Origin of the sequence: Legionella sp., assembly GCF_049790535.1 — a bacterium.
Lineage (GTDB): Bacteria > Pseudomonadota > Gammaproteobacteria > Legionellales > Legionellaceae > Legionella.
Genome location: NZ_JBAQZB010000139.1, coordinates 1 through 19,531 on the forward strand (window position 1 = coordinate 1; position 19,531 = coordinate 19,531).

Genomic DNA, 19,531 nt, shown 5'->3' on the forward strand with positions numbered 1-19,531 from the left:
GGCTTGTTTCAGTCACTTTTTGTGACCAATTTTTATTCCCCATATTCTTGCCTTATAAATAAATAACGTTTTTTCTTAGTTTAAAATGAGTGTTAAAAGATATAGATTGTTTTTGTAATGCGTTCAATAACTCCTGACAACGTTCCTTATTGGCATAGTTAAGTTTAAATTTTTTTCTCTCAAAAGAAATCAACTCAAGTTGTTTAAACTTTAAATCTGGAATATCAAATTCCAAAAAATACATGAGGGATAAATTATTGTGGAATTCCTTATAATTCGTGATTCCTTCATAATCATTAATCAAATCACCACAACCATACAAAATGGGAGTATCTTTATATAACTCGATACCTATGGGATGATGTGAGGAATGACCATGGATTAAGTTTACCCCTATTGTATCAATGAGCTCATGCGCAAAAGTTTGATGGTGTAAAGGGATTTGATCTACCCAGTTTCCTCCCCAGTGAATACTGATAATGCAAAAATCTCCTGGCTGTTTATAGCATTCAATCGTCTTTTTTATTTGTTTAATCGTTTGAGTACCTAAATCGTTAAGTAACCAAACACCCGCTTGAGTTGCAGTAGCGCCCCAATCCTTTGGGATACCACTAGTGCTTGTTCCCATGGAGAAAATCAGAATTTTTCCAGCTATCTTGGGAGTGGAAAGAATCCCTGGTGCTTGTGCCTGCTGTATATTTTGTCCGGCTCCTGCATGAGCGATACGTTCTTTATTTAAAGTTTCAAGTGTCTCACAAAAGCCATTAATACCCCAATCTAAAATATGGTTATTGGCCAGGGAACACACATTAATCCTTGCTGCTGTTATAGCATCAATATTTTCAGGATGCATTCGGTACTGGATCCCTTTACTAAGACAAGGGATACCATCACTTGTCACGCTAGTTTCCAAATTAATGAGACTTACATCGGGCTGTCTGCGATCCAATTCTTTTAAGGCATCATTCCATAAATAATCCCCATGAATAAAGCGGGGGATTTTTCCATTAATGCGTTCAGCAAGAAAAACATAATCTCTGGCATCTTGAATATACGATTCGTAAATTTTTGGTTCAGTAGGATGTGTTAATATCTGATCGATACCTCTACCAGTCATTACATCACCACTTAAAAAAATTCTTAACGGGGATTTTCCAGACATTTTGATTTTCCTCGCTTAGGAAGCCTTGTAATAATTTTCCTTTAATTGCAAAATTTCATGAAAATATTTTTTATCGATGCTAAGTTTATATTTTTTAGCTAAATGAGTATGCGCAATTTCTTCATTTTCTTTTAACATATTATCTTTATAAAGAAAGGCAAGAACGTCTTCGGTAACTGCCCATTGATAGATTAACCATCTCCACTCTGTTATTTTCTCAGCCACAAAATCGACTTTAAATACTGTGTTTGGTTTTTCATGAAGAACAGCTGTTTTAAGTAAGGCAGGATGCATGTCCTGGATATGATTACATGCAGTGATTAATGTTTTTCCCGTATCGTTTACATCATCAATAAGCAATATTTTTTTGCCTTCGACTACTGTATTGATCGGAGCGATGATTTGCATTTGCTCTACTTCCGTAGCTCCGGCAGTGTAATGTCTGATTTGTACAGAACCTAAATGATGAATGTTTAAAAAATCACAAATAAAGCGTGCAATGGGAAATCCACCTCGTGCAATAGCGATAACTGTATCAAAAACATAGGACGACCTCATAATAAGTAAGGCAAGTTTATAACTTGTGGCATAAACTTCTTCTAGAGAGACTATTCTTGCTGAAAAATTTGGTTTCATATTATTTCCAGGCAAGTATTTCAGGAGGTTTACGAGGAGATGGTGGGGTTTTGTCATGGTTGAGTTTTTTTGAGCTAGCCATAATTCACTCCTTGCAGGCTTTCCTTAATTAATTATTCCCTATAGATTACTTCAGTATATGCTGATGTAAAAATTCAGCTAACTCAGATTCCGTTAAATTAAGTATGTCATTTTTTATATTATGAGTTACTAAATTTTTTACATGCTTATTGAGGTGTTGAAATAAAAGCCCACTCATATGAGGTGGCGCTACTACAATCAGATTATTGTATGCCTCGATATTTCTGTCTTTATTTAGCTCTTTGGCCACTTGTCTTGAAAAATCATCGACTTGTATTTCTTTTGGATCTGATGGTTGTGTGAATGTTCCGTGGGCTGAGTCACCAGTTTTATAACGCCCAGGTTTGTCTGAAGTTAATTCGATGTCCCTAAGTTTGCTTTCAGGATGTAGAATTTCCTTAAGAAACGTTAACTGATAAGGTTTGGTACTTAATTTATATATTCGGCAATCATTAGAGTTTAAGACAAGAACCCATGTTGCAAGTTGATTGGATAACATAATTAATACTCCATTACTTAGATATTATTAATCTATAATTCTAGTACGTTTTGTCTAATCTGCTATTCACGCCAGGAAGATAGAAAGCTTAGATGCAGAGACCGCTATAGGCTGCAATTTATGCAGACAGCCTCATTGGACAAGTAACTAACTATTTGGCTGGAATAGGTAACACAATCAAAGAAAAATATAACTATATTGTCAATTATGAGGCTTATGCACGCCAAAAAATGGCTGAAACTCGACTGGAATCAAAACAACAAATTCGCCATGTTGCTAAAAAAATGGCTGATTATTTGGAAGAATAATCTCTTTATTCCGCATTAAGGACGAAAGCCTCAAAGCAAACTGAGCTGCATCAAGGAAAACCATCTAACCTCAAGGAATGTCAACAAATATATGATCAATCCATCCTACGAGACCAAAAAGCACATGATCTTTGGACTAATCATCAACAACAACTATCTGATATAGAGCGTACATATTCTATAGAAGCAGGATTTGCATAGGCCTGCACCTGCTACAAGACCTAGCATGACACTGTATTTTTGGACATCATTCATTCTCCGTTTCACCATTATTTTTTGGATCCCCTTAAACGTACTTGTTCCAATAAAACACTCCCTAACTTCCTGTGATCTAACTTAATTCATCGTGTTTACCTCTCCTTAATCAAGGTATTCTAATGCACATTCCTCCTCAGAACGTTTACGAACAAAAGGCATTTGCTTGGCAATTTGCTTAAGCACCCAAATTTTGCCGCGTTCATTGTTCTTCATGCTCTCCTCTAAATACCAAATAAATTGTTTGGCCTTTATTGGCGACGTATTTGAACGAATAATCAACGATACTTGAGGTGACATTTTCATCAATTCATCAGGCCTCATTAAAGGAATGGCCTGATAAGCAATACTCTTACCATCACTAATTCCCTGTTGTTGCTGATTTACTGAATAACTAGCTATGCGTTGCGTACGAGTTCCTAACATTTTGGAAATGAGCTCCGCATCCCCTAAATCTTCTGTGGTATAAGCAATTTTAGTTTTAATATTAATAAAGGCCTTAGCCTCATCATGACTGTATTTTTCATAGGTTTGTGCGATGTATTGAATCATTAAAATACAACGAACCCGATATTCACGAAGGAGCTTCAAAGAGCTACGTAACTGCTCAATCCGTCCCAATGAAGAAAATTCATCAATCAAACACAATACAGGATAAGGCTCTTGAATGGGGCAAGGTAACTCTTTAAGCATGCACGAAATCAATTGCTGCCACATTAAAGTGAGTAACGGCGCTAAACGCTTCATTTCATCATCACTAAATCCCATATAGATGGTCATTTTCTTTCGGCGTAAATCGGCAAAAGAAAAATCAGAGTGACGGGTTGCAACATCAATAAACGGATCATCAAACAATTCAAAATAGCCACTAAAGGTTTCAAGAATCCCCTGACGCGTTTTTTCTGCATTGTTCAAATAAGAATAGCCATTTCGGTAAAACTCAGGATCGAAATGATCTGTAGAATCAAGTAACTCTTGCAACCAATGATCAAAATTCTCCTGCTTCACCAATCGATTCATTTCCCCAAATGTTGTTGAATATTCTTCCGAGTCCAATAAAAACAAGACTAAAGTTTTAAATAGTTTTCGACTGCCTGCCGTCCATATAGGGGATTCCTTGGGATTATCTGGAATAAAACTATGTGCTATTTGTTGAATGTGGGTCATCCGTTCCAATTTATTTTGAGAAATAACCATTAAAGGGTTATAGCAATGGGTTATTCCATCGGTACGTGTTGGGGCAAAACAATAGCACTCATGGCCTAATACCTCTTTTCGATACCCAGAGGTGGTTTCAAAAAGGCTAAATTTGACATCATTACACACCACCGAATGGGGATAATGAAATAAATTAGGAATGGCTATTGAACGTGTCTTACCACTTCCAGGAGGTGCAAACACCAGAACATGTTCAAAGCCATTAGAATACAAAGGAATGCCATAATGCTTACCAATAATAATGCTTTCTTGTTCCTGCTTAAAAAAACCGGCTTGATGAATTTCCCATCCACTAGCAAAATGCGCATTCCCCAATGCTTTATGCTCTGTTCCAAAACGCTGTTGCAGACGAGTCACCAATACCAAAATGGGAAGCAAACATCCTAAGAGCGCACTAAATAGGAACCTAGTATAAGCTTTCGTATGAGGCGTCAAACTAAATACCACATCCATTAATTGTCTGACGTTAGTAATACGAATGTGCATCCACTCATTAAAAATGAGGGTGGTCATCACTCCAGAAAAAACCACACTAAAAAGAAAACAAAAGCCCCAACGACTAATTACACGTTTTAAGCCACCTCGAATCCATAAATAGGCAAGAACAGACACCATTCCTGCTATCCCAAGGCTAATTGACGTAGTTAAAAACTTCCCTTCCAGTAAATCCCAAATAAATTCTGTAGGGTACACAAAAAAAGTAGACTGTCTTTGCCACTGATGATTTAAAAGACTTACTAATTCAAAAAAGAAAAGCAGATACAGCACCGGTTTTAGAATAGTAATTATTTGCTTAATACGATTATTCATTAAGCGGCAACCTCACTCAAATCATGGATTAATTGAGCATCTTTGTAATAACAATACTGAGCCACACGTTCATTCCCCACTTTTCCAAGTTGTATGATGATGTCGACGACCTGATTTAATTCAGCACGAATCTCTTCATCGCGCATGCTTGGTACATTATTTTGTTTATAAAGCTGTACCATACGTTGCATGGCAATTTGTGGATTATTCGCATGAATACTAGTAATCGATCCTTCATGCCCAGTACTGCAAGCCATCACAAAATCCATAATTTCCTTACCCCGAATTTCCCCCATGATTAGGCGATCGGGTCTAAGTCTTAACGTTGCTTCCAACAGCCCTTGCATGTCCACCTGAGCCTTGCCCTGACTTCCCTTAGAGGCAAGTAAAGAAACCTGATTTAGGTGAGAAGAGCTTAGTTCACGGGTATCTTCTAATAAAATAATGCGCTCATGAGCAGGAATTGCCTCCAAACATGCTTTAATAAACGTGGTTTTTCCGGAAGATGTTCCCCCAGAAATAACAATATTCTTTCTTAAGACCACTGCGTTTTTGATAAAATCCCCCCAACGTTGTTGGCGATATAAATCAAGCAATTCCTTATCTTGGCAGTTATTGGCAAACTCCTGATTTAAACTCATCGTTTTCATCCTGCGATAAAAGCCATTCGTAGCGTAATCCTCTAAAGACCAATGAGCGAGTACCGTTTTACGAATAGTCAAGGTGTGATAAAGGCTTATAGGAGGAATAATCAGTTGCACCCGATAACCGTTATATAAATTACCAGATAATAATGGATGAGCTTCATCTAAACGTTGCTGGGACTCATTGGCAATCATTTGAAACAGACGATGCAAGTACAAAGAGGTGAGCTCCGGTACCTCATGGCGCGTCATGCATCCATGTACTTCAACAAAAACTTCTTGAGGTTTGTTAATCAAAATCTCTGAAACCTGAGGATGATTAAGCCAAGACATTAAGGGACTTAAAAGCCCCTCTGCACCCGGTTTGACAAAGCGCGCGTCATCATTCATCGTTTGTTCCTCAGCACATTATAAAAATCCAAATCACGTGCTACAGTAACCTTAATTGCAGCCCCCTGATATTTGTGTAATGTATTTTGAATGCTCCTGTTTTGTTGCAAACTATCATGTGCTGATTGCTCCAAAGAGTTAGCGACATTCATACGGTATTGAGCCATCGAGTTGTATTCATCTGAAGGACTAACTCCGAAGGTTGCCGTTGCAGTACCCAAAATGGAATACAATAAACCTAAAGAAAAACGCTCGGTAAAATGCCTGTCCACCGCATCAGCGCCTAATCCACCTCGACCTAAATCATCTGCAGAAGGACTATTTAGCGTCACAACAATTCCGTTAGGCAATTGCACTCTTGTCCATGAAATGAGTAACCGAGTCTGGCTAGGGGCAAAATTTCCACTGGCGTACTGTCCAACCAGCATTGCCCCTTTAGGAATCAATACCCTATTGCCTGTAATTGCATACACATCATGTGAAACTCGGGCTCGTACAATACCGGGAAGTTCCGAGTTTTCTGCTGTTTCCATGGTTGCAGGAACAAATTCCCCGGCCCCAACGGTATAATCTGGATGAGGCAAGGACACTGCATTCACCAATTCAACGCCATTTTTTGCATTTAAAAAAGCACTGTTACTGTCCTGTCCTGCAAGCATGGGTGTCGCCAACTCAGGGTTTTTACGTGATTTATTCACTAAAGGATGCGACACATTCACAAAAGTGGTTGGGGCATTCATGCGTGTAACAAGCTCTGCATCCATAGATTCAGATGTCTTGGACTCCTCTTTAAGCACTGCAATTTTTTGCCCCTCAACATGCCTTGACGCTTGAGCTTCTCGCTGCATGCGTTCAATCACACTTAAATTTTCCTGTAAGGTATACGGATTTTCTGTGTTCTTCGTATTAAGCGCTGAATTTTGTTTTTGTGAATGCCTATGGCTTGTCAAATAAGCAAATCCACTTAATACCACAACTAAAATCAGTACACTTAATCGGGCTGTTTTACTCAAACGACGTTTCGTGTTCGTGCTTTTTACCTGAGATTGCTCTGAGAGTTTTTTAGAAAAATCGTTATTGGTTTGAGTACTCATGCAGCTCTCCTGGATTTAATGCGGGCAATTTCTTTATTATTAAAAATACTGGCGACATGATTCGCGCCCATACGCAAAGTAAATTGTGGTGCGGTTCGATGAACCACCAAATAATTATCGCGACGTCTAATATTGGTAACTGCTTCTTCCCCGTGTTGATTGTCCACAATGAAAATCGCAGGCATGGGTTGATTAGGTCTCATTTCAAAATAAGTAAATACCCCATCATCAAACACATGCAGCGGCTGTAAATCAGGAGAGCCGTTAAATGAGTAATCCCAACTGTAGGTTTTAGGATGCTTATTCGCTTTTAGGAAAGCCTTACGATGGCGTTTCTGGGCAGCTCGACTTGCTTGCAAACGTTGTTGTTCTTCTTGCGGATAATAAAATTTAACGGCATAAGTTGACCGTTCCCCTGAATCCATAGCTTTATTACTGGTCACATGGAAGTAATAAGTATGGCGTGTGGTTACAATCGTAATGTTCGAATCCGAATTCAGCACAGTAGGCTTAATAAACGCAATATTTGGCAAATTATCATGAAGTGTCACCATCCACGCATCTCGGTCTCCTCCATCCACATTAACAATATGCTCTTGAGGACTAAAGAGTATCTGCGTGCTGACAAAGGCACGCCCTTTTAAGCGCACCACATTATTATCCTGATAAGCAACGCGAGTAATACGCGCATCACTGGAATAAGATTGTGGTGTTAATGCAGCATATCCTGTGCTGCCTAATTGGCATAAAAAAAGCACACTGGCTACGATTTGTTTTTTCATTATTAAACCCTTACCCAACATTTCGTTGTTGGACGCTGTAACGTGTCACTTCAAATCCATTCCAATTTTTCCATCGTGCATCAGGGGAAGACGGGATTCCTCGATAGTTCCATGAGATGAGCGCCGTGTAATGATGCTCGACTTCAGCACCTGTTGCTTTATTATGATCCAGAGTTGAAAATACCACCTCCGATAAATCATGATGGTTTCGCTTAGCGCCTTTCTGCTCCTGATTATTCAAACGCTCCTCATCAATAAAATTAATACTGTACACATGCACGCTACGGCTATTTTGTGTCCCTAATTGATTGACGGGCGATTCTTTATTGCTAGAACGTTGTACTTTATCGTACTCAGAAGCCACAAGATTTGATGAGAGCAAATGAATCAGCTCAAACTGAGCCCGGTAACTACTGATGTCATAGCTTTCACGAAAAGTAACGTAACGAACCAAATCACTTTCAATCTGTGCCTGCGAAGGATTAGGTAGTTTTTCCCTAACTTGTTCTGCAACCGTCACCCCATTTTCATAATGATGAATCATAATCGGTTCTAATTGTTTTAATGGCATTAAGATACTTAATACTAAAGTTAACGCCACACATAAAATCATCGTGCCCAAAAATGCCAAACGATAACGATTACGCGAAGATTCAATCCCTCCAAACCGATCGTCAGCCCACTCGCATGCCTGCTTGAAATAATCCCCTCTTAACGGTGCTTTATTCATAAAATTACTCATCTATTTTTCCATTGGTTATAAAGCTGCTGTGCGCCCTTAGCCCCTTGAACTGTTTTGTTGGCTAATGACTTGCTTTGTTTTAATGCATCGCCTGTATGGGCACCTCCTGAGGCACCACCGATGTGTTTGGCAATAGGAATCACAATAAATAGGAGAAAAAACGAAAGTAGTACTACAAAAGCAAGGGGCACTAAGGTAGCTATCTTAAGATCTATAGCATCGGTTCCTTGTCCTGAGCCCACAACCCAGTGCATCCAATTCATAGCCATCCCCACCATAAGACCTGAAAAAATTAAGGCAAATGAAAAACCACTTAAAAAACCAATCCATGCCTTATAAAATCCTTTTGTCTGTTCAAAAAAACAAAACGCAATAAATAAAGGCCCCATAGACAACAGCATACACAAACAAAATTTAATCAACGCCACTTCAATCAGGGCAAAGCCTACTACTGCTGTGCCTCCGAGAATAAAGTTCCAGCCAATAAACAAAGGAGCCCAATTGCGATAACTTCCCTGCTTCATGATTTCTACCCCAGTATTCACACTTTCGGTAAGCACGGTTTGTAAGGCATCATTAACCCCTGAACCAGAGTCAAAGGCAGGGGGGACATGAAATGAACTAGTCGCCACAACATGACTAATACTGGAAGCACAATGAAGAAAAAGCCCTACGAAATAATCACTAAAATAAAGCCAGTTCAGAGCAAACATATTAATAAGCCCAATAGTGAACGCCATTTTAAGAAAGGAATTTGTATTGGTTTGCACTACGCCTGCATTAATTAAATAACCCTGAATAATGATGTAAAGCGTACTCAATGCCGCAATAGGTGCTGCCATATAAGTAGCTAATGCTTGATAATTAGTGGTTAAAAATGAAGTGGTCATTGCATCCATTTTATTCATAAATTCAGCCACTAAAGTTGTATAATAAGGTGCAGACATGTCATGAGTTCCTATTTAGAAAAAATAGCGCGAAGATTGAGTTCCTCACGGATCTGCGCATAAAAAGTAGAATCCTGAACTTGTCGTTTACTTACATGTATTCCTTGCTGCATGAATTGCTTTGCCATTGCCCCATAAAGAGTATTGCAATCAAACCCCTCTTTAACTCGATGCTCCATACACTGAGCATATCTGGAACTAATACCTGGCTCATAAACCCCCATAGCCTCCATTGCATCAGTACACGCATTAACCAATAATTGTGCGGCCTCCTCGGAAGACATCTTTTGTAAGGGATTTTTCGAACATCCTGTTAAAAACAACACGGCAATAAAACTCCCTATAACAAATAGCTTTTGCATCATGCTCTCCTTTAAATGGAATGATTTGATTCATTTATTGAATTAATTGGGGTTTGAGCACAATATCTTCCAAAATCGGGGCAAGGTGCTCTTAACTCAGAATTCTTACTGCAAGCTCCTAATCCTGTAATGACTAATAAAACGGTTATCTGCATTGTTTTTTTCATTCACTTCTCCAAAAAATCATTAAGGCGCCAAATATTGAGAAAGTTCTGCCTCATCCGTAAGGCCTGAGCCTGATTGGGAAACCATTAGGTGATTTAACAAGGATTGTGCCTTAAGTTTTTGTACTTCAATGTAGGCAATTTCAGTGAGTAAACGGGAGTTTAAATCCACTGCCGCTTTGGTATTCTCCGCCTTTTCAATTTGCTGGGATAAATCATGAATCCGCTTTAAACTGTCATTGATGTCATTAAATAAAACCTCACTTTCAATACCCACCGCTTGGGTTACTTGACGTTCTGTTTCAAATCGTTCGACACGATTGAAGGACGCCCCTTGGCTAAAACGTTGTTTATTTAAGGAAGCATGCTGTGCTTCATAGGCACCCACCAATTCCTTATAACGCGCTGGATTGCCGCCTGAAATTCCCCTTAAGGACTCTTTCCAAGTATTGGCAGATTGTCTTCGCCGCACATCCGATAATGAATTAAATAAATGACCATAACCTGAGTGACCACTGTTGTATTTATTTAACTGCCTAATACCGTTTAGCTGGGCATCATGCGTTTTATAAGTTTTATCCAAAAGTTTGTATTGTTTTTCCATTTGCCGAAGCTGGTCGACCAATTTAGCAATAATTGCTGAATCGCCTACAGGATCAGCAAAACTGCCAGCGACCATTAAGTTGCTTAATCCCCAAAATACAATAAAGGTCAGTGTATACTTCAAGCGCATTTGTTCTGCTCCAAAAAAACAGGCAACCAATTGGCGGCATCTCGCCCCATAAGCTGGCGCAATTCATCCATCCGACGCACTGAATTCACATTTCCAGAAAGCACCGAAAGCTCATTACGAATTGCGCTAAAATCCACATGACATAAAATAGACTCTTGCTCTTGCTTATAAAGCATTAAACGGGCATTAGCAGGATAAGAACGTACTATGTGATATTCGGCCGGAGTCAGGTGCAATTCATTAACGTACACTTGTTTGTTGGCGCTCGGATTGGTAAACACAATCAAAGAAGCTAAGTTATTCAACAAAATATGATTAATAGGCGAGTTCACAATGGATTCAGGAGACTGAGTTAGCCCCACGATATGGCCATAGAGCTTTCTAATGGTAGGTACATAATGTTCCAGTACCTCACTCCAAAAAGGGGCTTTGAGAGCCTGCCACATTTCCTCAAAAACAAACGAAGTCACCTGCCCTGTTAAACTCAATTTAAACCGATGCAGAATATACATATAAAAAGGCGCACTGATGTGTGGTGGAACTGAGTCCATCAGATAAGTGATATCCAGCCCCATTTTATCCACATCCAAACTTAATGAATCAGACGCATTATCAAATGCCCAAGCATATTGTCCTTCATCCCATGTTGCATGAGCTCTCAACCAACGTCGTAACTGAGGCCAGCGAGGAAAATCGATTGGAAATAACCCAGCAATATGAGATAAGGTACGGTCTTGGGGAGCTAAATGATCAAAACCGTAATTAACCACCAAATTAATAGCCTCGGTAATGGAGCTATCAAGCCCCGTCTCTCCTGCATCTAATAACAAAGTTCCCACCCATAACTTACAAAACTCCCGGTTCTCTGCTGTATCTGGGAGCTGCAATGGATTCATGGTAAATTCTTGTTGTGAGGTAGGATCTAATTTGAGATAAACTCCATTACAGGCAAAAATATAAATTTTTGCTCCTTCATTACGATCTAGAAGAAAGGTACGATGTCCTGAAAAGCGATTCATTTCGGAATCTAAAAAACACGCCAAGGCTGTTTTTCCTGAACCATTGCTCCCAATAATTAAGCTGTGTCCTGAGACAGGATTATTAGGATGTCCGAGTTTATGGTAATTCAAAAAAACGGGAGTATTTTGTGGTGTGCGCACTAAAGTAATTGGCTCATCCAGCATACACTGCTCACGATTACCGCTTTGCATATTATGTAAGGAACAAAAATCAGCAAAGTTTTCTGAAGTAATCGGTGCAGCGCGCGCAATAAATCGTGAATTACCCGGAATTTGCGCATAAAAAGAAATGTCCTGCCCCAAGCTTTCCCGTACCACTGGGATAAAAGCACTGGCATACGCTTGAGTCGCCTTGGAAACTGCTTCATCCAATTGCGCTTGGGTCTTGCCCAAAACCATCATGGTTTGATGATGTAATCCTACGGAAGCTTTACCACTGGCCACCAAATCAGCAAGTTCACTGAGTTCTTCAACTTGTGAGGCTGCATGGTCTTCGCTGCTTATCTTTTTCCTTTGTGCCGAGTCTATAGCCTCAATACTGGCTCCAAGCTCTAATGAGATAAAGGTTTGGGTGCGTATAAACTCACAATCCAAGGCTAAGAGCGCATCTAAAGAAGAGGGTTTTGTTTTTCGGTAATAGGATTTAATGGAAAGCATTGCCCCAAAATGCGCCTCATTTTGACCATTTCCTTGAAATTGGATGGCATTGCCAAAAAATAGTCGATGATTTGCTAAATATTGTCCTAGATGCCCTCGTGGATAATGCACGCTCAAAGGCTTTACTTGTTTTACTGTATTGGCTTGAATCGGATAAGTTGATGCCGTAGAGAGCTTTGTTTTCTTTCCTCCATTAGGCACTAGGGATAGGAACTCAATTAATTGATTTTCTCCATTTTCTCCTTCTCCAAGGCGGGTTACTCCAAATGAGTTTAAAACTAACATCCATTGATTGATTTGCTGATTTAAGGCATTCATGCCATGAGCACGCTTAGATCCTCGTAATTCAATGACGTTTTTATCAATCGAATGATGCATCCACGATAAACCTCGTTGCATCAACCCTCGTTTTAAAGGGGTTGATAAACCGGGTTTATAAAGTACTGTTAAATAAATGTCGTTAACGTAAAGCCCTTTAGAAAACTGCCTGTGATATTTATTATGAAGGCTTTCACTAAACGTGTTGCGAAATCCTTTGTTTGATAAAGCAGTAGATTCAAAGCGGCGATGTACCGTTTCCATAATCATAAACTCAGAACCAAGCTGTAATAATGCATGATGCACAGTCTGCTGATAACGTTTTAAGTCTGCAGCTTCTGTAGTTAAATAAGGGATTCCCCTGATTTTAAGCACAGCACCGAGTTGGCCATCTTGAGTTTCAAATACATCGGGCGCACTTAAGTGAGTGATAGGGATATTGCGAGATACCCCTACTTCCTTTTGTACCCAACTTTTAATCTTAGAAAGGTTCATAACTTGCTCCTTTCCAAAGTTCTTGATTACCCGATTTAATCAGTTTTTTTCTGGCTAAAAAGAGCTGGAACCAATTCACATCCATACGGCATAAAACAGCACAGACAAGATGTAATGGTATCCATACCGCAGCCCAAAAGGGATTTTTAGCAATCACAAAAACACAAAAGGCAACAATGACGTTAATAAAAAACGCATCCATAGTCACCCCAAGTTTCATTGCAGGGCGAGTTAATGCTAAAAACAAGGTATTTTCATCTGATACATTGAGTGTTTGCATTGCCCTACCCCCACCACATATCAGCTAACGTTGATCCACCTAAAATCAGCCCCATGCCCACCACAATGCGCACAAAGGTCTTTTTCTGGATTTGTTGTGTTTCTAAATACATATAACCTGCACCAACAACCACACCAACACCGACTACTCGCGCTAAATCACCCGTTAAATAATCAATAATATTTTGAAGGATCATCTCAGGAGTAACCCCTGAGCCTAAAGCAAAACATTGGCTGGGCAAGGCTACTAAAGAGGCAATAAACCAAAACACAGCCTTTTGAGTTTTTGTTTTAACCAATTGTTTCATTGTTCCACCTCTTAATGGCACTAGGCTGCTTTTTGTACACGTTTAAATTTCTGAGTTGCAGCGCAACTGACTAAAACAGTAGATACACCTAACAATACAGCCAGGCTGATTAACTTTATTTTATTAATTGTTTTCATAAAATTTCCTTATAAAGGATGTTAGCTCTTCTTCTAATGCGCGAACGATTGGTTTATTCGTTTTCTTTTTTAATTTTCTTATCCTGTTTTATGCGTAAGTAGATTTCTTCACGATGTACGATAATATCCTTCGGCGCGTTAATCCCTAAACGGACTTGATTGCCTTCCACATCCAAAACCTTGATATTCACCTCATCCCCTACTATCAATGTTTCCCCTATTCGTCTGCACAGAACTAACATCAATGACTTCCTTTTATTAATTTAATAGTTTTTTCTTATTGAATTACTTGGTGCAACTCACTACTGCTTTCTTGATTTATTTCGGTCTCTTTATCCGACAAATGACGTTCTTTTACTGTTTCAATACAGTGGCTTAAAGCAGTTTTTACACGAGGCTCTTTAAAAAAGAGCCAGCCCGACAAAATGCCTGTACCAACTCCTGCACTGACACTGGCAGCAGCCACAGCAACTGCAGGAACTTCTGCAGCTAAAAGGCACGTCATAAACATTAATGGGGTTTGCCACAAACAAAGAGCGACTCCAATCCCAAATCCTAAAGCAGCTCCTGTGGTTAATACGGCTAAAGAAAGAGCAATGACTCCAAGGGCTAGACCAATTTTGTTTAAAGACTCATGGTCATAACCTAAAATGGACTGGCAGCGAAGGCTAAATACTTCCAAAGGATTGATGGGATCATCTGGTTCTTGGATTAAGCTATCCAGAAATTGGGTCATGGCTGAATACAAATGAACTTGGATCATCTCATCGAGCTTTTTAATTTCTGTTTCAAGCCTCTCAAACGCATCATAAATCGTTTTTTTATTAGAAGCGTTATTCCACGACTTTTTATATTTTTTCTGACAATACGATAAAGCGGCACTCATTATTTTTTCCTTTTTATTTTGATGTAACAAACTCTATGTTTCTAGATTCTGACTCTGGAAAAACTGAAAAATTCGCCATCTTATATTCCAGGTTACTGATTTTTATCCGTGCATTTTTGATAATTTCCTCAAAATAACTCTTGGTGTGTTCTTTTGCTGTAACCAGTAACTTTTGAAAATGCACAGCTTCCGCCTGAGTTTCTCGTAATTCTCTTTCAAGCTCTTTCATGCATGACGCAGTTTTATCTTGTTTTTCAAGCACCATGCTTGCAGGCGTTTGCCATTCTCCTCGCCAAATCACTGTACGAATTGCACTTAATTTCCGACTGAAATCCCGACCACAAGCTGTAAAATTCTTTGGGTTTAATACACAATGCTGTATTTCAGAAAACCACTGTTCTTCATCTTCTGCTACTTGATTGATGTTTAGGTTTTTGGCCAAAGTTCGAATTCGGGAAATCTGGTTTAATGTAAGACTTTCACCAATTACAGAGTCATGAGGTATTCTCGTTGAGAAAAATGTTTCGTGAGTAGTAGCTTTATCTTCAGAAGAAAAGGCAGCAGCAGCTAATTCGGTCAATTCACTATTTGCTGCTGTTTTAATACTTAGTTCCTTATTATTTATTCTATTATTATTTATTAGCGTCGGCTTTACCGGGAACGAATTTCCAGTCTCCGGACTCACCAGAGATGGGTTTTCAGGGCTCGGTGTTTTTTGTTCATTTTTTACCAAAGACGACTTTTCAGTCTCTGGGTTATTTTCTTGATTTTTAAATTCCGGAATTTCTAAAACAAGATACTCAACACCACCGAAACGCCCACTTACATCATCTCGACAAGTAGATTTTTGAATATAGCCAGCTTGTTCTAATTCGCTCAGCAATCCGCGAACCGCGTCTCTACCATTTCGCGCTCTTTCTTTTAAGTCAGAGACTCGTACCTTCCAATCATCAGGTAAAGACATTAAATAGGCATGCAGCCCTTTAGCTCCCCATGATAAAGATTCATCATACAAACAAGTCTTATCAAGAATAACAAAGTTTCGTTGTTTTTTATGGATTCGTAGTACAGCCATGATCCGCATCCTTTGCTTCAGGTTGATGTGAAGTAGTTTGATTTAACTCAGAGATCGAACGAAAGCGCTTCAAATGATCTTCAAGACGTAATGCCGCTTCTGGAATTTTTTTTCTTCCAGATCTTTCACTGGACTCAGTTAAAAGCTTATTAACTTCTTCTGAAAGCTGAAATGAAATAAAAACTTTTGGATATTTCTTATTATTGATTTCTGATTCCAATTGTTACTCCTATAAAATTTTAAGAATTAATTTCTAGGTCTCCATTACTTAAAAGTTTCATTCACATAGAAAACATCAGCTACATAAAAAGCAAAAATATGTTAATATAATGATAATTAATTTGGTATTAATCATTAAAATGATTAATTAAACTTTATAATGATGAAATTAACTTTATAGTGATACAATGTCAAGTATAATCACAAAAAAAAACACTACTGTGTTAAATTCAAATAACTTATCTAATAACTTATGCTACTTGATGCAAAAATCAGGAATAGATGCTGCGGAGTTAAGCAAATCAACTGGCATTGCTTTAACTACCATCAACGGTCTCAAAAGAGGTACTGGCAACCCAACACTTTCAACATTACAAACTATTTCTGATTTTTTCGATATAACGATTGGACAATTAACAGAAAGCACTATTTCTAATAACAATTTAAATTGCAATTTTGTTGAGATTCCCCTATTAGAAATACAAGAAATTCATGAATTTATACCCCACTATGATAAATTTAAAGCAACAATATCAATCAAAGCTGAAAAAAATAATACTTTTTTTGCAATAAGAATTTCAAATAACTCTATGGCTCCTCATTTTGAAAAAGGAACTGTTTTTGTTGTGTGCCCAGAATTACAGGCACAAGATGGGGATATTGTTCTTGTTCAATTTAATAATCAGTTACCATGCTTTAGAAAGATTTTTATAGAAGATGAATCCTGTATATTTAGCTCTGTATCAGAAATAATTGGGAGTGAAATCTCCAAAAGTAAGAATTTTACTATTCACGGTGTTGTTACTAAAGCTATTCAAAATTTTTATGAGTAAGTTGTCTTATGCATAAATTAAGATTCTATGGCTTACTCATTGGCCTATCAATTATGATAATGATGACTTGTGATACACTGGCATTTAAGGTAATTCATGTATTATCTTATGATGTTGCTGCTAGTGGTTTAATTTATTCATTAAATTTTTCCTTATCCTCCATCATTACAGAAGTATACGGATTTAATCTTGCAGGGAGGATTATATGGGTGCAATTAATTTGTCATATATTATTTATTCTTATTATTAACCTAATTACAATCTTACCATCCCCAATAGAATCTAGTACCTATTATCTTTATTTCAACCTATATCATAATATCTGGCATGTTTTATTAGGTTCTTGTCTTGCTATGCCAATAGCATATTTTATTAATGATATTATAGTGTCGAAGTTAAAAATAAATTTATATGGAAGAAAATTTATTTATCGATTTCTTATTTCTAGTATTGTTGGTAGCGCTGTTCTTGTAATAATATCCTATCCTATTAATTTTTATGACCAATATTCCATTCAACATATTATGAATATTGCTTTCAATACATGGATATATAAGATTTTTGCAGCAATTATTTTACTTCCATTGGTAATTTTTTTAATTAATTTATTAAAACGGCTGGAGAAAACTGATTATTATGACTATGGAACTTCTTATAACCCTTTAAATGTCTTTTCCGTTGAAGAATCTGGTGAAAATAGATATGAATTTGAACAAAGAAACATTAAAAATAATTCAAATTACAGATACTCATCTCTTTAAGAATGATTCATATTTATTTAATGTTGATACTAACTTAGCATTTAAAAAAGTTATGTGTAAAATTGAGGATGATTTAGCTGATACAGATGCTATTTTTTTAACTGGTGATTTATCTCAAGATGAGACTGTAGAATCATACGAAATTATTGCCAACTCATTAAAAAATCTTAATAAAAATATATTTTGGATTCCTGGGAATCATGATTCAATCTGTAACATGCAGTCAGTCTTTTGTAAGGAAGGTAATTTTTTTAGAGAAAGGATTCTATCTACACCTCTATGGGATTTCTTTTTTTTAAATACAAAAATTGATGGGAAAGAAACTGGGTTTTTATCTAATAATGAACTTTTACTAATTCATTCCGAATTAAAAAAAGAGCGAAAAAAACCTATTGCATTAATAATGCACCACCATCCTATTGAAGTAAAAACACCTTTAATTGATAATTATATTCTGGAAAACAAGGATAAGTTTTTTGAAACTATCGGCCAATCTAATATCGATCTAATCATTTGTGGACATGTTCACAATGACTATTCTTTGCGACACGGTACTATTTGCATTGAAACATCCCCTGCTACATGTTTTCAATTTAAAAAAGGTTCTACTGATTTAGCGATAGAAAATAGCATTGGATATAAAGTATATTATTTTTCGAGTAATAGTTATGTTGCAGAAGCAAAAATTTGGCAAAATTAGATCTTTTTTTAAAAAAATTAACATAATATTTTCCATAATCAATCCACGATACCAGCTATCATTTGATGATGATTACTTTGATCTTAAAGAGAAAGAGAGAAAGTACAGATTTAAATCTTTTGGTGATCACTCATTTCCAGAATTCACATTTAAGGAAATTAAATATAACACCAGTGTATTATTTACCATTAACCCTCATGATTTAATAAAAGTTTCTGAAAAGAATTATATACAGGAACATTTAAAACATCAGTTAAAAATTGATGAATTTTTAAGAAATAACTTATATAAATTGAGCAATGAGTATGGTTCAAATACTTTTAGTGGTGATGAGATATGCGACAATCCTTTATTAATTGATCAAATAGTTAAAAGTGATTTATTTAAAATTGCTTATAATACGGGTTTTGAAAGAGGTAGAAAATTATCTAAAATTGTTAATCAAGATAATGAAAAAAATGATAAAGGAAAAGATATAAAAATAGTTGAATTGACTTGCTTAATAAACGATAAATTTGGGAAATAATGTGACATTCTTGCAGTGAATGTTAACTGACTATCTTATGAAAACAATTTAAGGAACCACCCGTTAATATGCGACAAAACCTTGATTGGCATTATCTATAGAATCTGCAAACAAAAGACATGATCCAAGAAGAAGGCAACCAATAAAACAAATATCTAAGAATACTGCAGTAATTATTTTTTTGTTCATTTTATTTCCTTATTTTTTACTTCATCAAACTTATTGAAAACACTCGGTTCATTTAGCAGAATGCCCCATTAGGACCACTACAGCAGAAAAACCAGCTTTGGATTAAGGTAGTCCCCCCGAAAAATAACTGGTGTCAAAAGTAGAATTTTCTCGTACGCTATGACGAAGGAGATTTTTCATGAAAAGATCAAAATTTACAGACAGCCAAATCCACTCAATTTTAAAACAAGGGGAAGGTGGAACGCCCGTTTCAGAGCTTTGCCGAGAGCATGTGATTAGTACCGCCACATTTTATAAATGGC

General features: G+C 37.3%; 26 protein-coding genes. 6 read left to right on the forward strand and 20 right to left on the reverse strand.

The features are described 5' to 3' along the window. Positions 1–52: 52 nt before the first annotated feature. From WA877_RS09585 to WA877_RS09595, 3 genes are all read right to left on the reverse strand, one after another. A complete protein-coding gene (locus tag WA877_RS09585) occupies positions 53–1,162 on the reverse strand; it encodes a CapA family protein (RefSeq protein WP_425170694.1) in 1,110 nt (369 codons plus the stop codon). Between the two features lie 15 nt (positions 1,163–1,177). Beyond that, complete coding sequence (locus WA877_RS09590; RefSeq protein WP_425170695.1) at positions 1,178–1,798, reverse strand: phosphoribosyltransferase; 621 nt, start codon at positions 1,796–1,798, stop codon at positions 1,178–1,180. Between the two features lie 127 nt (positions 1,799–1,925). Continuing rightward, positions 1,926–2,378, reverse strand: coding sequence for a host attachment protein (locus WA877_RS09595; RefSeq protein ID WP_425170696.1), 453 nt, complete (start codon positions 2,376–2,378; stop codon positions 1,926–1,928). Positions 2,379–2,533: 155 nt separating this feature from the next. Here WA877_RS09595 and WA877_RS09600 point away from each other — a divergent pair, with 155 nt between their 5' ends. Then, positions 2,534–2,686, forward strand: coding sequence for a hypothetical protein (locus tag WA877_RS09600; RefSeq protein ID WP_425170697.1), 153 nt, complete (start codon positions 2,534–2,536; stop codon positions 2,684–2,686). Positions 2,687–3,046: 360 nt separating this feature from the next. Here WA877_RS09600 and WA877_RS09605 read toward each other — a convergent pair whose 3' ends face one another. The 16 genes from WA877_RS09605 to WA877_RS09680 all read right to left on the reverse strand — a co-directional run bounded on the left by WA877_RS09605 (position 3,047) and on the right by WA877_RS09680 (position 16,221). Further along, positions 3,047–4,969 (reverse strand): type IV secretory system conjugative DNA transfer family protein, encoded by a 1,923-nt coding sequence (locus tag WA877_RS09605; RefSeq protein WP_425170698.1) that lies wholly within the window; start codon positions 4,967–4,969, stop codon positions 3,047–3,049. Next, positions 4,969–6,003: a P-type DNA transfer ATPase VirB11 gene (gene virB11 / locus WA877_RS09610; protein WP_425170699.1), complete on the reverse strand. Its 1,035-nt coding sequence runs from the start codon at positions 6,001–6,003 to the stop codon at positions 4,969–4,971. Before virB11 ends, WA877_RS09605 begins: the two co-directional genes overlap by 1 nt. Beyond that, complete coding sequence (locus tag WA877_RS09615) at positions 6,000–7,097, reverse strand: TrbI/VirB10 family protein (RefSeq protein ID WP_425170700.1); 1,098 nt, start codon at positions 7,095–7,097, stop codon at positions 6,000–6,002. Before WA877_RS09615 ends, virB11 begins: the two co-directional genes overlap by 4 nt. Beyond that, positions 7,094–7,879: a TrbG/VirB9 family P-type conjugative transfer protein gene (locus WA877_RS09620; RefSeq protein WP_425170701.1), complete on the reverse strand. Its 786-nt coding sequence runs from the start codon at positions 7,877–7,879 to the stop codon at positions 7,094–7,096. Before WA877_RS09620 ends, WA877_RS09615 begins: the two co-directional genes overlap by 4 nt. Before the next feature lie 10 nt (positions 7,880–7,889). Further along, entirely contained in the window at positions 7,890–8,621 is a 732-nt protein-coding gene (locus WA877_RS09625) for a virB8 family protein (protein ID WP_425170702.1), read from the reverse strand. Continuing rightward, on the reverse strand, positions 8,618–9,568 hold the full coding sequence (locus WA877_RS09630; RefSeq protein ID WP_425170703.1) for a type IV secretion system protein: 951 nt from the start codon (positions 9,566–9,568) through the stop codon (positions 8,618–8,620). Before WA877_RS09630 ends, WA877_RS09625 begins: the two co-directional genes overlap by 4 nt. A gap of 11 nt (positions 9,569–9,579) precedes the next feature. Next, positions 9,580–9,933 (reverse strand): hypothetical protein, encoded by a 354-nt coding sequence (locus WA877_RS09635; RefSeq protein ID WP_425170704.1) that lies wholly within the window; start codon positions 9,931–9,933, stop codon positions 9,580–9,582. Positions 9,934–9,941: 8 nt separating this feature from the next. Beyond that, entirely contained in the window at positions 9,942–10,097 is a 156-nt protein-coding gene (gene lvhB7, locus WA877_RS09640) for a T4SS-associated protein LvhB7 (RefSeq protein ID WP_425170705.1), read from the reverse strand. 19 nt (positions 10,098–10,116) lie between these two features. Then, positions 10,117–10,827: a type IV secretion system protein gene (locus WA877_RS09645; protein ID WP_425170706.1), complete on the reverse strand. Its 711-nt coding sequence runs from the start codon at positions 10,825–10,827 to the stop codon at positions 10,117–10,119. Then, the gene (locus WA877_RS09650; protein ID WP_425170707.1) at positions 10,818–13,316 is read right to left on the reverse strand and encodes a VirB4 family type IV secretion/conjugal transfer ATPase; all 2,499 of its coding nucleotides are present in this window, start codon (positions 13,314–13,316) and stop codon (positions 10,818–10,820) included. The genes WA877_RS09645 and WA877_RS09650 overlap by 10 nt, the downstream gene beginning before the upstream one ends. Then, positions 13,303–13,596, reverse strand: a complete 294-nt coding sequence (locus tag WA877_RS09655; protein WP_425170708.1) for a type IV secretion system protein VirB3 — start codon at positions 13,594–13,596, stop codon at positions 13,303–13,305. Before WA877_RS09655 ends, WA877_RS09650 begins: the two co-directional genes overlap by 14 nt. Before the next feature lie 4 nt (positions 13,597–13,600). Continuing rightward, positions 13,601–13,903, reverse strand: a complete 303-nt coding sequence (locus tag WA877_RS09660; protein WP_425170709.1) for a TrbC/VirB2 family protein — start codon at positions 13,901–13,903, stop codon at positions 13,601–13,603. Between the two features lie 190 nt (positions 13,904–14,093). Beyond that, entirely contained in the window at positions 14,094–14,282 is a 189-nt protein-coding gene (csrA, locus tag WA877_RS09665; protein WP_425170710.1) for a carbon storage regulator CsrA, read from the reverse strand. 35 nt (positions 14,283–14,317) lie between these two features. Then, positions 14,318–14,926, reverse strand: coding sequence for a hypothetical protein (locus WA877_RS09670; RefSeq protein WP_425170711.1), 609 nt, complete (start codon positions 14,924–14,926; stop codon positions 14,318–14,320). A gap of 13 nt (positions 14,927–14,939) precedes the next feature. Beyond that, a complete protein-coding gene (locus tag WA877_RS09675; protein ID WP_425170712.1) occupies positions 14,940–16,001 on the reverse strand; it encodes a replication protein in 1,062 nt (353 codons plus the stop codon). After that, the gene (locus WA877_RS09680) at positions 15,979–16,221 is read right to left on the reverse strand and encodes a TraY domain-containing protein (RefSeq protein ID WP_425170713.1); all 243 of its coding nucleotides are present in this window, start codon (positions 16,219–16,221) and stop codon (positions 15,979–15,981) included. The genes WA877_RS09675 and WA877_RS09680 overlap by 23 nt, the downstream gene beginning before the upstream one ends. Before the next feature lie 187 nt (positions 16,222–16,408). Between WA877_RS09680 and WA877_RS09685 the strand changes: the two genes are divergently transcribed. From WA877_RS09685 to WA877_RS09700, 4 genes are read left to right on the forward strand one after another with little or no spacing between them, the layout of a single operon-like run. Then, complete coding sequence (locus tag WA877_RS09685; RefSeq protein WP_425170714.1) at positions 16,409–17,053, forward strand: S24 family peptidase; 645 nt, start codon at positions 16,409–16,411, stop codon at positions 17,051–17,053. 8 nt (positions 17,054–17,061) lie between these two features. Beyond that, a complete protein-coding gene (locus tag WA877_RS09690) occupies positions 17,062–17,814 on the forward strand; it encodes a queuosine precursor transporter (RefSeq protein ID WP_425170715.1) in 753 nt (250 codons plus the stop codon). Next, positions 17,756–18,514: a metallophosphoesterase gene (locus tag WA877_RS09695; RefSeq protein WP_425170716.1), complete on the forward strand. Its 759-nt coding sequence runs from the start codon at positions 17,756–17,758 to the stop codon at positions 18,512–18,514. The genes WA877_RS09690 and WA877_RS09695 overlap by 59 nt, the downstream gene beginning before the upstream one ends. Continuing rightward, positions 18,483–19,040, forward strand: coding sequence for a hypothetical protein (locus WA877_RS09700; RefSeq protein ID WP_425170717.1), 558 nt, complete (start codon positions 18,483–18,485; stop codon positions 19,038–19,040). The genes WA877_RS09695 and WA877_RS09700 overlap by 32 nt, the downstream gene beginning before the upstream one ends. A gap of 63 nt (positions 19,041–19,103) precedes the next feature. On the opposite strand, the gene WA877_RS09705 is transcribed toward WA877_RS09700, so the two are convergent. Then, complete coding sequence (locus WA877_RS09705; RefSeq protein WP_425170718.1) at positions 19,104–19,229, reverse strand: hypothetical protein; 126 nt, start codon at positions 19,227–19,229, stop codon at positions 19,104–19,106. Between the two features lie 178 nt (positions 19,230–19,407). Here WA877_RS09705 and WA877_RS09710 point away from each other — a divergent pair. Then, positions 19,408–19,531, forward strand: a 124-nt coding sequence (locus tag WA877_RS09710) for a transposase (RefSeq protein WP_425170719.1), incomplete at its 3' end; no start/stop codon positions are given.

Bases quoted from the DNA above. Each gene is read 5' to 3' on its own strand.
- WA877_RS09585 (WP_425170694.1), bottom strand. From the start codon at position 1,162: ATGTCTGGAAAATCCCCGTTAAGAATTTTTTTAAGTGGTGATGTAATG.
- WA877_RS09590 (WP_425170695.1), bottom strand. From the start codon at position 1,798: ATGAAACCAAATTTTTCAGCAAGAATAGTCTCTCTAGAAGAAGTTTAT.
- WA877_RS09595 (WP_425170696.1), bottom strand. From the start codon at position 2,378: ATGTTATCCAATCAACTTGCAACATGGGTTCTTGTCTTAAACTCTAAT.
- WA877_RS09605 (WP_425170698.1), bottom strand. From the start codon at position 4,969: ATGAATAATCGTATTAAGCAAATAATTACTATTCTAAAACCGGTGCTG.
- virB11 (WP_425170699.1), bottom strand. From the start codon at position 6,003: ATGAATGATGACGCGCGCTTTGTCAAACCGGGTGCAGAGGGGCTTTTA.
- WA877_RS09615 (WP_425170700.1), bottom strand. From the start codon at position 7,097: ATGAGTACTCAAACCAATAACGATTTTTCTAAAAAACTCTCAGAGCAA.
- WA877_RS09620 (WP_425170701.1), bottom strand. From the start codon at position 7,879: ATGAAAAAACAAATCGTAGCCAGTGTGCTTTTTTTATGCCAATTAGGC.
- WA877_RS09625 (WP_425170702.1), bottom strand. From the start codon at position 8,621: ATGAGTAATTTTATGAATAAAGCACCGTTAAGAGGGGATTATTTCAAG.
- WA877_RS09630 (WP_425170703.1), bottom strand. From the start codon at position 9,568: ATGTCTGCACCTTATTATACAACTTTAGTGGCTGAATTTATGAATAAA.
- WA877_RS09635 (WP_425170704.1), bottom strand. From the start codon at position 9,933: ATGATGCAAAAGCTATTTGTTATAGGGAGTTTTATTGCCGTGTTGTTT.
- lvhB7 (WP_425170705.1), bottom strand. From the start codon at position 10,097: ATGAAAAAAACAATGCAGATAACCGTTTTATTAGTCATTACAGGATTA.
- WA877_RS09645 (WP_425170706.1), bottom strand. From the start codon at position 10,827: ATGCGCTTGAAGTATACACTGACCTTTATTGTATTTTGGGGATTAAGC.
- WA877_RS09650 (WP_425170707.1), bottom strand. From the start codon at position 13,316: ATGAACCTTTCTAAGATTAAAAGTTGGGTACAAAAGGAAGTAGGGGTA.
- WA877_RS09655 (WP_425170708.1), bottom strand. From the start codon at position 13,596: ATGCAAACACTCAATGTATCAGATGAAAATACCTTGTTTTTAGCATTA.
- WA877_RS09660 (WP_425170709.1), bottom strand. From the start codon at position 13,903: ATGAAACAATTGGTTAAAACAAAAACTCAAAAGGCTGTGTTTTGGTTT.
- csrA (WP_425170710.1), bottom strand. From the start codon at position 14,282: ATGTTAGTTCTGTGCAGACGAATAGGGGAAACATTGATAGTAGGGGAT.
- WA877_RS09670 (WP_425170711.1), bottom strand. From the start codon at position 14,926: ATGAGTGCCGCTTTATCGTATTGTCAGAAAAAATATAAAAAGTCGTGG.
- WA877_RS09675 (WP_425170712.1), bottom strand. From the start codon at position 16,001: ATGGCTGTACTACGAATCCATAAAAAACAACGAAACTTTGTTATTCTT.
- WA877_RS09685 (WP_425170714.1), top strand. From the start codon at position 16,409: ATGTCAAGTATAATCACAAAAAAAAACACTACTGTGTTAAATTCAAAT.
- WA877_RS09690 (WP_425170715.1), top strand. From the start codon at position 17,062: ATGCATAAATTAAGATTCTATGGCTTACTCATTGGCCTATCAATTATG.
- WA877_RS09695 (WP_425170716.1), top strand. From the start codon at position 17,756: ATGAATTTGAACAAAGAAACATTAAAAATAATTCAAATTACAGATACT.
- WA877_RS09700 (WP_425170717.1), top strand. From the start codon at position 18,483: ATGTTGCAGAAGCAAAAATTTGGCAAAATTAGATCTTTTTTTAAAAAA.
- WA877_RS09705 (WP_425170718.1), bottom strand. From the start codon at position 19,229: ATGAACAAAAAAATAATTACTGCAGTATTCTTAGATATTTGTTTTATT.